Here is a 15097-nt window from a genome sequence, read left to right on the forward strand (position 1 = left end):
TGACAAAATACTGGGGATCAGGGGGGCAAAGCCCCCGTCACTCGGCGGCCAGCGGCCGGGCGCGGCGCGCCTCGGTCACCTGCAACGGGAAGACCTTGGCGGGATTGAGCAGCCAGGCGGGGTCGAAGACGTCCTTGACCGTCAGCTGCGCCTCCAGATCGACCGGATCGTACTGGTGCAGCATCAGATCGCGCTTTTCGACGCCGACCCCATGCTCGCCGGTCAGGCAGCCGCCCGCCTCGACGCAGAGCTTGAGGATCTCGGCCCCGAAGGCCTCGCAGGTTTCCAGATCGCCGGGCTTGTTGGCGTCGAACAGGATCAGCGGGTGCATGTTGCCGTCGCCGGCGTGGAACACATTGGCCACGTCGAGGCCGAAGTCCTTTGACATCTCGCCGATGCGGCGCAGAACCATCGGCAGCGACGAGACCGGAATGGTCCCGTCGAGGCACATGTAGTCGTTGATCTGTCCCATGGCGCCAAAGGCGGATTTGCGGCCCAGCCAGATGCGCCCGGCCTCGTCCGCATCGGCCGCCTCGCGAAACTCGACCGGGTCGTGGCGGGCGGCGATTTCCTTGATCAGGGTGAGCTGATGCGCGATCTCGGGATCCGAGCCCTCGACCTCGATGATCAGCAGTGCCTCGCAATCGGGATACCCGGCATGGGCAAAGGCCTCGGTCGCGCGGATGCAGGGGCGGTCCATGAATTCGATCGCCACCGGCAGGACGCCCGCCTTGATGATGTCGGAGACGCAGGCGCCGGCCACCTCGGAATCGTCGAACCCCATCAGCACGGGGCGCGCGCCCTCGGGCTTGCGCAGGATTCGCAGGGTCGCCTCGGTCACCACGCCCAGCTGCCCCTCGGAGCCGCAGATCACCCCCAGCAGGTCGAGCCCGCCGGCATCCAGATGGGCGCCGCCGATCTCGAGCACGGTGCCGTCCATCAGCACCAGGGTGACGCCCATCAGGTTGTTGGTGGTGACCCCGTATTTGAGGCAATGCGCGCCGCCGGAGTTCATGCCGATATTGCCGGCGATGGCACAGGCGAGCTGACTGGAGGGGTCGGGGGCGTAAAAGAAATCCTCCTCCTCGACCGCGCCGGTGACCGAGAGGTTGGTGCGCCCGGTCTGCACCCGGATGATGCGGTTGTCGAAATCGGTTTCCAGCACCGCGTTCATCCGCGCCACGCCAAGGATCACGCTGTCGGCGGTGGGCAGCGCGCCACCCGCCAGCGAGGTGCCGGAGCCGCGGGGAACCACCGGCACCCCCTCTTCATGGCAGATGCGCAGCACGTCCGCGACCTCGCGCGTCGAGCGCGGCAGCACCGCAAGCATCGGCGCGCATTTATAGGCGGTCAGCGCGTCGCACTCATAGGCGCGGGTTTCGGCCGGGTCGTGGATCAGTGCATCGGGCGCCAGCACCTGCGACAGGCGCGCGACCAGCCGGTCCTTGCGCGCCAGCACGCTGGCGTCGGGCTGTGGCATCTGCATGGTCACCCCTCCTTCTTTTGGTAAAATGTTATTACCAATTTGACCTACTGACAACCCGAATAGATCGGGCCTAGGGTGATTCCATGACTTGGGTCGACCGTCTATATATGTTCGCGCCGCTGGATTACACCGCGCTCGCCCTGCTGGTTCTGGTCTGGGCCGGAATTGGCTGGCTGATCGAGCACCCGCCAGCCGGGCGCCCCTCGGTCGCCGAGATCATGGGCGGGTTCCGCCGCGACTGGATGCGGCAGATGGTGACGCGGCAGCCGCGCATCTTCGACTCCAGCCTGATCGGCAATCTGCGGCAGAGCACGGCCTTTTTCGCCTCGGCCACGATGATCGCGCTGGGGGGCGGACTGGCGCTGATCCGCAATCCAGAGCCGGTGGCGGCGCTGGCCAGCGATCTGGCGCTGAGCCTGCATCCCGATGTCGTCTGGGAGATCAAGCTGCTGGTGACGCTGCTGTTCCTGACCAGCGCGTTCCTGAAATTCGTCTGGGCGAACCGGCTGTTCGGCTATTGCTCGGTCGTGATGGGGGCGGTGCCCAACGATCCCGAGGATCCGCTTGCCCTGGCGCGTGCGGATCAGGCGGCCGAGATCAACATCACCGCCGCGCGCAGTTTCAACCGCGGGCTCAGGACCACCTATTTCGGGCTGGCCTCGGCGACCTGGCTGCTGGGGCCCGGGGCGCTGATCGCGGCGGTGCTGCTGACGCTGGCGATGATCTACCGGCGCGAATTCAGCTCGGCCTCGCGGGCGGTGCTGCTGAAGGTGCCGCCGGACACAGGGTCGTGATTTCTGCCCCGCCGGGGTGGCGGATAGGCTGACGCCATGAGACCCCTGCCCTTCTCCGCGCTGGCGCTTTGCGCCCTCCTGGCCGCCCTGCCCGTTCGCGCCGAGCCGCCGGCGATCGAGGCGGTCCACGCCCAGCGCGACGGCGCGACCTGGCGATTCGACGTGACCCTGTCGCACCCGGACACCGGCTGGGATCACTACGCAGATGGCTGGCGGGTGCTCGACATGGGCGGAAACGTGCTGGGCCTGCGGGTGTTGGCGCATCCGCATGTGAGCGAACAGCCCTTCACCCGCTCGCTGTCCGGCGTGGCGATCCCCGAGGGGACCACCCAGGTGCAGGTTCAGGCGCGGTGCCTTGTGGAGGGCTGGAACGCGGCGACCAGGGTGATCGCCCTGCCCTGATCCGGGTGCGGTTCCCTGCCGCGCCAAGGTCCGGTGAGTCAGGTCCGGTGGTAGGGAGAGCCGGCCAGGATGGTGGCGGCGCGGTAGAGCTGTTCGGTCAGCATCACGCGCGCCAGCATGTGCGGCCAGACCATCCTGCCGAACGACAGGCTGAAATCGGCCTCGGCCCGCAGGGCCGGGTCGATGCCGTCGGCGCCGCCGATCACCAGCGCCAGATCGCCCCGGCCCTGATCGCGCCAGCCGGCGAGTCTTTCGGCGAAATCGGGCGACGAGATCAACTTGCCGCGCTCGTCCAGCGTGCAGATCACAGCGCCCTCGGGAACGGCACGGCGCAGCAGCGCGCCCTCGGCCGCCATGCCGGCGTTCTTGCGGTCGTCGACCTCGATCACCTCGGCCGGGCCGAGGCCCAGCGCGCGGCCGGTCCGGTCAAACCGTTTCAGGTAATCGTCGATCAGGGATTTCTCGGGTCCGGCCCGCAAGCGGCCGACCGCGCAAATTCGGATGCGCATTCAACGTCCAGTCCGGGGCCCGCGCGGGATCGCGGGCCGGGTTTGCCTCAGCCGTTGGCGGCGCCCTGGGGCAGCCACATCTTTTCCAGTTGGTAAAAGTCGCGCACTTCCGGGCGGAAGAGATGCACGATCACGTCGCCGGTGTCGATCAGCACCCAGTCGCCGGCATCCTTGCCTTCGACCTTGGCGATGATGCCGAAGTCCTGCTTGAGCCGGTCGACCAGCTTTTCGGCGATCGCCGAGACCTGGCGCGAGGAGCGCCCGGAGCCGATCACCATGTAGTCGCCAAAGGCGGTTCGGCCGCGCAGATCGATCTGCACGACATCTTCGGCCTTGTCTGATTCGAGCGAGGAAAGAATCCGCTCAAGCAGCGTTTCGCTGCTCGGCAGGGGTTGGGCCGCCATCACGCCGGCCCGGCCATCAGCGGGCAAGGCCGCTTCTGCATGGGTTGCCAGGACAATGTCCTCCTTCTAGCACGCCGGCATGACCCCCGGCGCGGGGTAGTTGCAAGGTAGCAAGCCGGCGGCGGGATTTCAATGAAACCGCGATGACAGAGGGGCCAGTGGCGGCGAATGGCCGCTCTAGGCCCCACCGGTCGTTTTTTCCGCACCGGCCGCCTTGTCCGCGCCGTCGCCTCCGCCGGTGCGCGCCGGGTCGTTGAGATGGCGCACCTCGCGCTGGGGAAAGGGGATGGAAATGCCGTTTTCCCTGAACGCGTCCCAGAGCGCCAGAAACACGTTGCCCTTGATATTGGTCAGCCCGTCCGACGGGTCGGTGATCCAGAACCGCAGGATGTAATCAACGCTGCTGTCGCCGAAGCCGGTGATATGGCAGACCGGCGGGGTCGGATGGCCGAGGACGCGGTTCACCGATCTGGCGGCCGCGACCGCCACCCTGCGCACCTCGTGCGGATCGTCGCCATAGGAGGTGCCGAAATTGATGTCGAGGCGGACGAACTTGTTGGTATAGGACCAGTTGACCACCTGGGAGGTGATCAGATCCTCGTTCGGGATCAGGTATTCCTTGCCGTCGCGGGTGACCACCGAGACATAGCGCGCGCCCAGCGAATCGATCCAGCCGAAGGTATCGCCCAGGCTGATCACGTCGCCCGGCTTGATCGAGCGGTCAAGCAGGATGATGATGCCCGAGACCAGGTTGGACACCACCTTTTGCAGCCCGAAGCCGATGCCGACGCCCACCGCGCCTGACAGCAGCGCCAGCCCGGTCAGATCGAAGCCCAGCGCCCGGATGCCGGTGATGATGACAAAGCCGTACATCAGCACCTGCACCGCCTTGATCGCCAGAACCCGCATCGAGGGGGACATGTCCTCGTTGCGGTTCAGGCTGCGGCCGGCCGCCTGGGTGGTGATCCGCGCCAGCACCAGAAGCGTGATCACCAGCAGCAGCGCCTTGAGCACCGCCAGCAGGGAGATGTTCAGCTCGCCCGAGCGGAAGGCGACCGAATCGAGGAATGCCGTGACATCGTCGATCAGTTCCAGCGCGTAGAGCGTGGCGTAGATCCACAGCCCCCAGGTCAGCAGCCGGCGCAGGGTGCGGTTCTGCACCAGCCGCGACAGGAAGGCGATGACCACCCAGGCGGTGGCCAGCGTGGCCGCGATTCCGATCAGATAGCTGCGCGAGGGCCAGGTCACCTGCCGCATCACCGCATAGACGACCCAGGCGCCGGCCACGAAATAGATCAGCGCCAGACGCTGGCGGACCTGCACCAGCATCCGCAGCCGGTACTTCGGCCAGCCGTCGCGCGCACGGGTCCAGTCCTGCACCCGCGCCTCGGTCAGCAGGCGCATCAGCCAGGCCAGGGCGATCAGCCCCAGAACGATCAGGATCTGATTCTGACGCCAGCCCGGCGTCAGGAACATCTGCAACAGCTCGCGCCCCTGATCGAGCAGCGCCACGATCTGTTCGGTCAGGCCCGGGGCCGGGGTTTCTTGGTCCATATGGTCCGCTCCTTGTCGGCAGGGTGGAACGGATCGGGCGCGCTGACAAGCCGCCCCGGCGCCGGCGCCCGGCGGTTTCGCACCTTGATCGAAGGCGGGGACGGCTGTATCTGAAACCGCATGAGCCCGGAAACCGCCCCCGATTTCGATTGCGATCTGCAGGACCGCGCGCGGCTGCGCGAGCGGTTCTTCGGGGCTGCCCGTTCCGTTCTGGCCCGGCTATAATCCGCCCGCCAGCCCAAGACCGCCATTTTCATGCAAGAACGGGAGAGGACAGATGTCCCCCAAGACACTTTATGACAAAATCTGGGACGCCCACCTGGTCGACACGACCGAGGACGGCACCAGCCTGCTGTATATCGACCGCCACCTGGTTCACGAGGTGACCAGCCCGCAGGCCTTCGAGGGGCTGCGCATGTCGGGGCGCGATGTGCATGCGCCGGACAAGACCATCGCGGTGCCCGACCACAACGTGCCGACCACGCCGGACCGGGTGAACGGCATCGAGAACGAGGAAAGCCGCATTCAGGTCGATGCGCTGGACAAGAATGCGCGCGATTTCGGCATCAACTATTACCCGGTGGACGACATCCGCCAGGGCATCGTGCATATCGTCGGCCCCGAACAGGGCTGGACCCTGCCGGGGATGACGGTTGTCTGCGGCGACAGCCACACCGCCACCCATGGCGCCTTTGGCGCGCTGGCGCACGGCATCGGCACGAGCGAGGTCGAGCATGTGCTGGCGACCCAGACGCTGATCCAGACCAAATCGAAGAACATGAAGGTCGAGATCACCGGCAAGCTGCACCCGGGCGTGACCGCCAAGGACATCACCCTGAGCGTGATCGGCAGGACCGGCACCGCCGGCGGCACCGGCCATGTGATCGAATATTGCGGCGAGGCGATCCGCGATCTGTCGATGGAAGGGCGGATGACCGTCTGCAACATGGCGATCGAGGGCGGCGCGCGCGCCGGTCTGATCGCGCCGGACGAGACCACCTTCGAGTACATCAAGGGCCGGCCGCATGCCCCCAAGGGCGCCCAGTGGGAGGCCGCGCTGGCGTGGTGGAAGACGCTTTACTCCGACGACGACGCCCATTGGGACAAGGTGATCACGCTGGACGCGGGCGAGATCGCGCCGGTGGTCACCTGGGGCACCAGCCCCGAGGACGTTCTGCCGATCACCGCGACGGTGCCGGCGCCCGAGGATTTCTCCGGCGGCAAGGTCGACGCCGTGCGCCGCGCGCTGGAGTACATGGGGCTGAAGCCCGGCATGAAGCTGACCGATATCGAGATCGACACGGTCTTTATCGGGTCGTGCACCAACGGCCGGATCGAGGATCTGCGCGCCGTCGCCGAGATCGTGAAGGGCAAGAAGGTCAAGGACGGCATGCGCGCCATGATCGTGCCCGGCTCGGGCTTGGTCCGCGCCCAGGCCGAGGAAGAGGGTCTGGCCGACATCTTCCTCGAAGCGGGTTTCGAATGGCGTCTGGCGGGTTGTTCCATGTGCCTGGCGATGAACCCCGATCAGCTGTCGCCCGGCGAGCGCTGCGCGGCCACCTCGAACCGCAACTTCGAGGGCCGTCAGGGCCGCGGCGGGCGTACCCACCTGCTGAGCCCGGCGATGGCCGCCGCCGCCGCGATCACCGGCCGGCTGACGGATGTGCGCGAGGTGATGTGAAACGGTGTGCCGGGCCACGCGCCCGGCCTACCGCAGATGTAGGGCGGACCGAGGTCCGCCACCCGTTCCAAGGAGAACAACCGATGGATAAATTCACCAAGATCACCGGGGTCGCGGCGCCGCTGCCGCTGATCAACGTCGATACCGACATGATCATCCCCAAGCAGTTCCTCAAGACCATCAAGCGCTCGGGTCTGGGCGTGAACCTGTTCGACGAGATGCGCTATCAGGACGACGGCAGCGAGAACCCCGATTTCGTGCTGAACAAGCCCGCCTACCGCAGCGCCGAGATCCTGATCGCCGGCGACAACTTCGGCTGCGGCTCGTCGCGGGAACACGCGCCCTGGGCGATCAAGGATTTCGGCATCCGCTGCGTCATCGCGCCCAGCTTTGCCGACATCTTCTTCAACAACTGCTTCAAGAACGGCATCCTGCCGATCACCCTGCCGCAGGAGCAGATCGACATGCTGATGAAGGACGCGGAAAAGGGCGAGAACGCCCGCATGACCGTGGACCTGGAGGCGCAGACGGTGACGACCTCGGACGGCGAGACGTTCCCCTTCGAGGTCGACGCCTTCAAGAAGCACTGTCTGCTGGAGGGGCTCGACGACATCGCGCTGACGCTGGAAAAGGCGCCCGCGATCCAGAGCTTTGAGGCGCAGGCCGCGGTGTCGCGCCCCTGGGTCTGAGCGCCGCGGGGCCGTCGACCGCCGGTTCGGTGCCTGTACAGGACCGGCCGACGCCCACAAGATATGGGTTGCTGACCCTAGATCCGCCCCTGACCGGGGGCGGGTCACCTTGTTAAATTGATGCAAAGACGCACCAGTTTCTTCATGATTTTGCCGTAAATTCAGCCTTTTGTCAGGGGGCAGCTTGAGCTCACGGCCGAAAGACGGCACAAATATGACCGAAATGAGGCAATCCGCCCGGTTGGGCGGGGTCAAGTTGGAACAAAGGCGCGGCAACGTATCGGCCTGTCCAGTTTGAAGGGATCGAACAGTGTTTGCACGCATCGCAGGCGCGGCATTGCGGGCAGTCCTGGTGGCTGTGGTCGTGGCGATTCCATCGCTGCTTTTGCCCGGAACGGGCTCGGGCGGGGCGGAGATCGTCACCCTTCTGGCGCTGCTGGCAGCGCTGCTGACCTTTGCCGAATACAATTCCAACTATCCCAGCATCGTGGAATTTCGCGGCGCACCGCCGCTGAACCGGATGCGCTTTGCCGCGCTGACGGCGATGCTTCTGTCGCTGTCGCTGATCGCCAAGCATCAGGTCGAACCGACCAATCTGACCGCGCTGCTTGCCGGGGTGGGGCGACTGGTCGGCGGGCTGACCGATTTTCCCTATTCGCCGGTGCGGCTGGCCGCGCTGATGCTGCCGGCCACGGCGCCGCCGGAGCTGCTGGACGCGGTGCGGATCGCCGCCGGCGTGTCCTATCTGATCGCGCTGACGGCAGTTGGCGCCTTTTTCTTTGCGGTGCGCGTGCTGGGCTGGCCGGTGATGAACGGGTCGTTCAACGTCTGGATCAACCTGCCGCTGTTCGATCCGACGGCGGGCGGCGACGTGGTGCACCGGCTGCAGCGGGACGGGCATATCAACGTGATGATCGGGCTGCTCCTGCCCTTTGCGATCCCGGCGCTGGTCAAGCTGGGATCGGAAATGTTCCGTCCGGTGACGCTGGACGATCCGCAGACGCTGATCTGGGCGATGAGCGCCTGGGCCTTTCTGCCCGCCAGCATGGTGATGCGCGGGGTGGCGATGCTGCGGATCGCCGAGCTGATCCAGCAAAAGCGCCGCCGCGCCTATACCGACGCCGACGGCGAGGCCGTGCAGACCGCATGAGCCGGGCTGGCGCCCTTTCGTGTTTCCTCTTTCTGTGTCTGACTGCCGCGCCGCTGCCTGCGGAGCCCGTCCGCGTGGCCAGCTTCAACACCGAATTGCAGCGCGAGGGGCCGGGCCTGCTGCTGCGCGACATCGAGCGGGGCGAGGACGATCGGGTCGCCGCCGTGGTCGCGGTGATCGCGCGGGCGGGCGCGGATATTCTGGCGCTGCAGGGGATCGACTGGGACCACGAGGGGCGGGCGCTGACGGCGCTGACCGCGCGGCTGGACGCAGCCGGGGCGCCCTATCCCCACCGGCTGGCGCTGCGCCCCAACAGCGGGATGGCCTCGGGGGGGGATCTGGACGGCGACGGCGTCCCGGGCGGACCCGGGGATTCGCAGGGGTTCGGGCATTTCACCGGTCAGGGCGGGATCGCGGTGCTGTCCCGGTTTCCGATCGTCGCCGACGCGGTGCGGGATTTCAGCGGCACTCTGTGGCGCGATATGCCCGGCGCGCTGTTGCCCGCCTATCCGGACGGGTCGCCGTTTCCGTCGCAGCAGGCGCAGGCGATCCAGCGGTTGTCCTCCACCGGGCATTGGGCGGTGCCCATCGCCCTGCCAGATGGCACAACACTGACGCTGCTGACGTTTCAGGCGGGGCCGCCGGTGTTCGACGGGCCGGAGGATCGCAACGGGCGGCGCAATCACGATGAGATCGTTTTCTGGAAACTCTATCTCGACGGGGCGTTCGGCCCTGCCCCACCGGACCGTTTCATCCTCGCCGGCGGGGCCAATCTGGACCCGCAGGACGGCGCCGGGCGGCATCAGGCGATCCGGGCGCTGCTGGCCGATCCGCGCGTGACAGACCCGCGCCCGGCCAGCGAAGGCGGGGCGCGGGCCGGGGATCAGGGCCATGCGGGCCCGGACCGCCTCGATACCGTGGACTGGGACGGTCCGGGACGGTTGCGGGTGGATTACGTCCTGCCGTCCTCAGACTGGACGGTTGAGGGCGCCAGTGTGCACTGGCCCGGCCCCGGCGACCCCGGTCGGGACGCCGCCCTGCGCGCCAGTCGTCACCGGCTGGTCTGGGTGGATCTTGGGCGGTAGCGCCGCCAGCATCACCTCGCGCGGATCGCTGAATTCGAAGCCGGGCAACAAACGGTTGAATTTGGTGCCCGACAGCCGGTGCGGCATATCCCAGAGATAGCGCATTTCCAGCAGCTCCCTTGCCAGTTCCCAGACCGGCGAGGCGAGGCGCATCGCCCACCAGGGAAAGCGCGAGATGCGCAGCGGGCGGCGCAGATCGACCTCCAGCCGCGCGCGCAGCTCGTTCAGGGTGAAGCTGTGGCCGGGAAAGGGCACGTCCTCGAAGGTCGCCAGACGGTCACGCATTTCGACCAGCGAAACCACGGCACGCGCCCAGTCGGGCATGTAGGCATAGGGCTGCATCGCGGCCGGGTCGCCCATGGCGGTGATGCGGCCGCGCTTGATCGCGCTGAGAATCAGCATGCTCATCACGTCGCCGTTGCGCTCGGGGTCGACGAAGTTGCCGGCGCGCAGGATCAGGGTTTTCACGCCGCTGTCCCGATAGGCGCGCTCCATCTCGACCCGGATCTTGCCCTTGCGCGAACAGGGGGTCTGGGGTGTGTCTTCGGCGATATCCTCTGAAACGTGCCCGAAGTTGTACACATTGCCGGGAATGACCACCATCGCGCCCGAGGCGCGGGCGGCGGCGATGACCTGCGCGGTGATGGCGGGAATGATCCCGGCCCAGTTGTGATAGTTGGGCGGGTTCAGCCCGTTGACGATCACCTCACAGCCCATCGCGGCCCTGGTCATGTCGTCGCGGGCGCGGTCGAAAAGGCGCACCTGCCAGCCGGCCGCCCGGAAGGCGGCGGCAGCGTGGCGGCCGATCTTGCCGGAAGCGCCGAGGATGAGAACAGTCTTGGTCATGGGATCGCTCCTTTGCTTGTCTATCCGATGTGTCTGGTACAAAGGTGGCCCAGACAGATGCGTTTAGGAATTGCCAAAAATCGACGATATGATATTCATAATTAAATGATCGCACCGCTGGACTGGACCCTGTTGCAGAGCTTCTCCGCCGTGGCGGAAACCGGATCGCTGTCGGCGGCGGCCCGTAAGCTGGGGCAGAGTCAGCCGACGCTGGGCCGGCACATCCGAGCGCTGGAGGCGGCGCTGGGGGTCGAGCTGTTCACGCGGGGGCCCAAGGGGTTGATCCCGACCGAGGCGGCGCGCGGGCTGATCGGACCGGCGGACCAGATGCGGCAGGCCGCGGCGCGGCTGCGGCTTGCCGCCGAAGGGCAGGAGACCGGGCTGGCGGGCACGGTGCGGGTGACCGCCTCGACCGTGGTGTCGCATTTCATCCTGCCGCCGATCCTCGCCGCGATCCGCCGCGCGCACCCGGAGATCCAGATCGAGCTGGTCCCGGCAGACAGCTCGGAGAACCTGCTGTTCCGCGAGGCCGACATCGCGCTGCGGATGTACCGGCCGACGCAGCTGGATCTGGTCGCCGCCCATGTCACCGACCTGGAGATGGGCCTTTACGCCGCGACCGGGTTTCTGGACCGGGTCGGGCGGCCGCGGACGGTGGACGAGTTGCTGAAGCTCGATTTCGTCGGCTTCGACGCCAATGACACGATCATCCGCTTCATGCGCGAGGCCGGGCTGGAGGTGGGGCGCGGGTTTTTCGGGGTGCGCTGCGACGATCAGGCGGCCTATTGGCAGCTGGTCCGGGCCGGCTGCGGCATCGGCGGCATGCAGGCGGCGATCGGAGACGACGAGCCCGGGGTGGAACGGGTGCTGTCCAAGATGGATCTGCCGACCCTGCCGGTCTGGCTGGCCGCCCCCGCCGCGCTGCGCCACAGCCCGCGCATCAGGCTGGTCTGGGACCGGCTGGCGGCGGGGTTGCGGCGGCTGTGAGGGGCTAGGACGTCGTCATTCCAGCGTTTCGCCCGGCCGCAGGCCGGGCAGCGCCCGCCCTCCCCCCGGCGGGCGCCGCCCTTCTCACTTGTCTCCTCCGTATTTTCCGCGCCGTTACAGCCCGGCAATATTGACGGTGGGGAAAGGCCGCGCTACGCCCTGCGCAACCCAGATAAAGGAGTGCCCCCATGTCCAACCCTTCGCTTCTCATCCTGCCCGGCGACGGGATTGGCCCCGAGGTGATGGCCGAAGTCCGCAAGATCATCGACTGGTACGGCGCCAAGGGCGGCCTGACCTTCGACGTGACCGAGGATCTGGTCGGCGGCTGCGCCTATGACAAGCACGGTGTGCCGCTGGCCGACGCGACCATGGCCAAGGCGCAGGAGGTGGACGCCGTTCTGCTGGGCGCCGTCGGCGGGCCGAAATACGACAACCTGGACTTTTCCGTAAAGCCCGAGCGCGGCCTGCTGCGCCTGCGCAAGGAGATGGATCTTTTCGCCAACCTGCGCCCGGCCCAGTGCTTTGACGCGCTGGCCGATTTCTCGTCGCTGAAAAAGGATATCGTCGCCGGCCTCGACATCATGATCGTGCGCGAACTGACGAGCGGAATCTATTTCGGCGAGCCGCGCGGCATCTTCGAGGAGGGCAACGAGCGCGTCGGCATCAACACCCAGCGCTATACCGAGAGCGAGATCGACCGCGTCGCGCGCGCCGCGTTCGAGCTGGCCATGAAGCGCGGCAAGAAGCTGTGCTCGATGGAAAAGGCCAACGTGATGGAATCGGGCATCCTGTGGCGCGAAGTGGTCACCAAGGTCGGCGAGGATTATCCCGAGGTGGCGCTGAGCCACATGTATGCCGACGCCGGCGCCATGCAGCTGGTGCGCGCGCCCAAGCAGTTCGATGTGATTGTCACCGACAACCTGTTCGGCGATCTGCTGTCGGATGCCGCAGCGATGCTGACCGGCTCGCTCGGGATGCTGCCCTCGGCCAGCCTCGGGGCGCCGATGGCCAATGGCCGGCCCAAGGCGCTGTATGAGCCGGTGCACGGTTCGGCCCCCGATATTGCGGGTCAGGGCAAGGCGAACCCGATCGCCTGCATCCTCAGCTTTGCGATGGCGCTGCGCTACAGCTTCGACCAGGGCGCCGAGGCCGACCGGGTGGAAGCGGCGGTGGAAAAGGTGCTGGCCGACGGGTTGCGCACCGCCGACCTGCTGGGCGAAGAGGGCGTGCAGCCGGTCTCGACCAGCCAGATGGGCGACGCCGTGGTCGCGGCGCTGGACGCCAGCCTCTGATCGCCGGAGCGGCGTTCTGAATATCTGAAGCGAGGGGGCAGCGATGCCCCCTTTTTTCTGCCCGTACCACAGGAGCAAGCCGCGCAGGGAGGACTTGCCTCGGAGGCCAATCAGATCGGTGGCGTAACTGGGCGTCAGGCCGCCGGCGGGGCCTCCTGCTGCAACCCCCGCAGAGCGGTGCGGTCGTAATAGCCGATCCGTTCCGTATGATGCACGACGCGCTGCAGCCAGCGCATCGCATCGGTATGGGCGAACACCTCTGTCAGCGTGTAGAGCCCCGCATGTTCGCCCAGAAGCAGCCCGCGGCGGTGCCGCCCGGTGCGATGCCGGATCAGCGTCTCCAGCCGCGCCAGGCGGTCGGACTCCAGATACCGGCCGCTCTCCGAGGCCGCCCGCGCCAGAATCCCCCCCATCAGAACGGCCGGGCGGCGCAGGATGCGATCCTCTACCAACGACTGGATCCGGTCCTTCTGCCCGGCGCGGTGCAGCAGGCGGCGCAGGTGGTCGGCCTCGTGCAGCAGGGCGGAATAGACCTCTTCCTCGGCCGGCAGATCGGCGGGCAGGCGGAGGTTGGCAAGGAATTGCGCCAGCTCATCTATCGCCTTGGCCATCTCCGGCTCCAGCGCCGAGAGCCTCCGGTAGTCCGGCTGGTCCTGCAGCGCCGCGCTGAGCGCGGCGAACATCCGCGTGGCGAGCAGCGCCGAGGCGCCGCGCGCGGCGGTCAGCGCCGCCCGCGCATCCGACAGGAGCGCCCGGTCCAGCCCAAGGGCAAGCCCGCCCTCATCCCGCGCGGGCACCAGCCGGGCCACCAGCGCGGTGAACCGGCCGGTCATCGGCAGGAACAAGGTGGTGCCGGCCAGGTTGAACCCGGTATGGAACATCAAGAGCGCGGTCAGCGGGCCGGTGGCGGCCGCCAGCCGCTCCAGCCCCGGCCCCAAGACCAGCAGCAGCGGAAAGGCGATGGTCGAGGTGATAACGTTGAAGGCCAGGTTGGCGACCGCCGCCTGCCGCATCACCCGCGCGCCCCCGACCGAGGCCAAGAGCGCGGTAAAGGTGGTGCCGATATTCATCCCCACCACCAGCGCCGCGGCCTGCATCAGGTTGATCGATCCCCCCTGCAGCATCACCAGCGCCAGCGCCACCGTGGCGCTGGAGGACTGGATCAGGACAGTCAGCGCCAGCCCCGCGACCGCCAGCGCCAACATGCCCCATAGCCCGCCCTGCGGCAGCGCCTCGGGGCGCAGCAGGCCGGTGGCCCCCGCCATGGCATTCTGCATCAGCTCCAGCCCGATCAGCAGCAGGCAGAGCCCCGCCACCACCTGCCCCGCCCGCGCCAGTCCGCCACGGCCGAGCAGGTTGATCAGGCTGGCCGGCAATAGCGTGACCATCGCCACCGTTTCGAGCTGCAGCTTGAAGCCCAGCAGCGAAACCAGCCAGCCGGTGGCGGTGGTGCCGATATTGGCCCCGTAAATGATTCCCAGCGCCTGCGGCAGGCTCATCAACCCGGCCCCGACAAAGCCCACCGTCATAACCGTTGTGGCGCTGGAGGACTGGATCAGCGCGGTCGCCGCCGCCCCGGTCAGCACCCCGCGCAAGGGCGTGGTGGTGAACCGCGCGAGAATCCCCCGCAGGTTGGAGCCGGCGATATCCTTGAGCGCACGGGTCATCACATCCATGCCCATCAGGAACATGCCGACCCCGCCGACCAATAGGAAAATATCCGAATTCATGCGCCATACTCCCGGCAAGGCAGAATGCCCCGCCCCCCCCTGTCTGACAAGCCGCGCGATCGCGCGAATTCAGCGATAATGCCCTTGCAAAACTTCCGGGACAGGTTTAACCCCGCCCGCACGGTCGGAGTGTAGCTCAGCCTGGTAGAGCACTGTCTTCGGGAGGCAGGGGCCGGAGGTTCGAATCCTCTCACTCCGACCAATAAAACAAGGCGCCTCAGGGCGCCTTTTTTATTTTCAGGACAGTGCTCCTAGGTTCATTGAACCTGAGCACTAGCCGAACTCCAACGCGCTGGCGGCCTTACGCAGGTGTTCCGGGCTGTAGCGCGCGTAGGTGGAGGCCGTGATCCGCGAATCCGAGTGGCCGAGATACTGGGCGATCTCGTCCATCGAGATGCCAGCCTCGGCCATGTGGACCGCTGCCGTGTGGCGCAGCACGTGGGGCGATACGTTGGACAGCCCGGCATCAACTGCGGCCGCCTTGAAGC

General features: G+C 67.1%; 15 protein-coding genes and 1 tRNA gene. 9 read left to right on the plus strand and 7 right to left on the minus strand.

Annotated elements, in window-relative coordinates:
- Positions 1–37: 37 nt before the first annotated feature.
- Positions 38–1486 carry an FAD-linked oxidase C-terminal domain-containing protein gene (locus E1832_RS17045; protein ID WP_133360969.1) on the minus strand — a complete coding sequence of 483 codons (1449 nt, stop codon included), beginning with the start codon at positions 1484–1486 and terminating at the stop codon, positions 38–40.
- A gap of 83 nt (positions 1487–1569) precedes the next feature.
- On the opposite strand from E1832_RS17045, the gene E1832_RS17050 reads away from it, so the two are divergent.
- Together E1832_RS17050 and E1832_RS17055 are read left to right on the plus strand one after the other, a co-directional pair.
- Positions 1570–2280 carry a DUF599 domain-containing protein gene (locus tag E1832_RS17050; protein ID WP_133360970.1) on the plus strand — a complete coding sequence of 237 codons (711 nt, stop codon included), beginning with the start codon at positions 1570–1572 and terminating at the stop codon, positions 2278–2280.
- 36 nt (positions 2281–2316) lie between these two features.
- Positions 2317–2682, plus strand: coding sequence for a hypothetical protein (locus E1832_RS17055; RefSeq protein ID WP_133360971.1), 366 nt, complete (start codon positions 2317–2319; stop codon positions 2680–2682).
- A gap of 38 nt (positions 2683–2720) precedes the next feature.
- Here E1832_RS17055 and rlmH read toward each other — a convergent pair whose 3' ends face one another.
- The 3 genes from rlmH to E1832_RS17070 form a co-directional block, all read right to left on the minus strand.
- Positions 2721–3191: a 23S rRNA (pseudouridine(1915)-N(3))-methyltransferase RlmH gene (gene rlmH / locus E1832_RS17060; protein WP_133360972.1), complete on the minus strand. Its 471-nt coding sequence runs from the start codon at positions 3189–3191 to the stop codon at positions 2721–2723.
- Positions 3192–3238: 47 nt separating this feature from the next.
- Positions 3239–3595 (minus strand): ribosome silencing factor, encoded by a 357-nt coding sequence (gene rsfS, locus E1832_RS17065; RefSeq protein ID WP_133360973.1) that lies wholly within the window; start codon positions 3593–3595, stop codon positions 3239–3241.
- 177 nt (positions 3596–3772) lie between these two features.
- Positions 3773–5149 (minus strand): mechanosensitive ion channel family protein, encoded by a 1377-nt coding sequence (locus E1832_RS17070; protein ID WP_133360974.1) that lies wholly within the window; start codon positions 5147–5149, stop codon positions 3773–3775.
- 277 nt (positions 5150–5426) lie between these two features.
- Between E1832_RS17070 and leuC the strand changes: the two genes are divergently transcribed.
- The 4 genes from leuC to E1832_RS17090 all read left to right on the plus strand — a co-directional run bounded on the left by leuC (position 5427) and on the right by E1832_RS17090 (position 9754).
- Positions 5427–6830 (plus strand): 3-isopropylmalate dehydratase large subunit, encoded by a 1404-nt coding sequence (gene leuC, locus E1832_RS17075; protein ID WP_133360975.1) that lies wholly within the window; start codon positions 5427–5429, stop codon positions 6828–6830.
- Positions 6831–6913: 83 nt separating this feature from the next.
- Positions 6914–7519: a 3-isopropylmalate dehydratase small subunit gene (gene leuD, locus E1832_RS17080; RefSeq protein ID WP_133360976.1), complete on the plus strand. Its 606-nt coding sequence runs from the start codon at positions 6914–6916 to the stop codon at positions 7517–7519.
- A gap of 310 nt (positions 7520–7829) precedes the next feature.
- Complete coding sequence (locus E1832_RS17085) at positions 7830–8669, plus strand: hypothetical protein (protein ID WP_133360977.1); 840 nt, start codon at positions 7830–7832, stop codon at positions 8667–8669.
- Positions 8666–9754 (plus strand): endonuclease/exonuclease/phosphatase family protein, encoded by a 1089-nt coding sequence (locus tag E1832_RS17090; RefSeq protein ID WP_133360978.1) that lies wholly within the window; start codon positions 8666–8668, stop codon positions 9752–9754. Before E1832_RS17085 ends, E1832_RS17090 begins: the two co-directional genes overlap by 4 nt.
- On the opposite strand, the gene E1832_RS17095 is transcribed toward E1832_RS17090, so the two are convergent.
- Positions 9638–10600 carry an NAD-dependent epimerase/dehydratase family protein gene (locus tag E1832_RS17095; protein ID WP_206021072.1) on the minus strand — a complete coding sequence of 321 codons (963 nt, stop codon included), beginning with the start codon at positions 10598–10600 and terminating at the stop codon, positions 9638–9640. The genes E1832_RS17090 and E1832_RS17095 overlap by 117 nt on opposite strands.
- 105 nt (positions 10601–10705) lie before the next feature.
- Between E1832_RS17095 and E1832_RS17100 the strand changes: the two genes are divergently transcribed.
- Both E1832_RS17100 and leuB read left to right on the plus strand, forming a co-directional pair.
- Complete coding sequence (locus tag E1832_RS17100) at positions 10706–11587, plus strand: LysR family transcriptional regulator (RefSeq protein WP_133360979.1); 882 nt, start codon at positions 10706–10708, stop codon at positions 11585–11587.
- Between the two features lie 188 nt (positions 11588–11775).
- Positions 11776–12879, plus strand: a complete 1104-nt coding sequence (gene leuB, locus E1832_RS17105; RefSeq protein WP_133360980.1) for a 3-isopropylmalate dehydrogenase — start codon at positions 11776–11778, stop codon at positions 12877–12879.
- A 134-nt stretch (positions 12880–13013) separates the two neighbouring features.
- Here the strand turns inward: leuB and E1832_RS17110 are convergent, their stop codons facing one another.
- Positions 13014–14609: a Na/Pi cotransporter family protein gene (locus E1832_RS17110; protein ID WP_133360981.1), complete on the minus strand. Its 1596-nt coding sequence runs from the start codon at positions 14607–14609 to the stop codon at positions 13014–13016.
- A 125-nt stretch (positions 14610–14734) separates the two neighbouring features.
- On the opposite strand from E1832_RS17110, the gene E1832_RS17115 reads away from it, so the two are divergent.
- Positions 14735–14811, plus strand: a tRNA-Pro gene (locus tag E1832_RS17115).
- A 71-nt stretch (positions 14812–14882) separates the two neighbouring features.
- Here the strand turns inward: E1832_RS17115 and E1832_RS17120 are convergent.
- Positions 14883–15097: tyrosine-type recombinase/integrase (locus tag E1832_RS17120; protein ID WP_165978919.1), on the minus strand; the 215-nt coding region annotated here is incomplete at its 5' end.

Source organism: Antarcticimicrobium luteum (assembly GCF_004358185.1).
In the GTDB taxonomy this organism is placed as follows: domain Bacteria; phylum Pseudomonadota; class Alphaproteobacteria; order Rhodobacterales; family Rhodobacteraceae; genus Antarcticimicrobium; species Antarcticimicrobium luteum.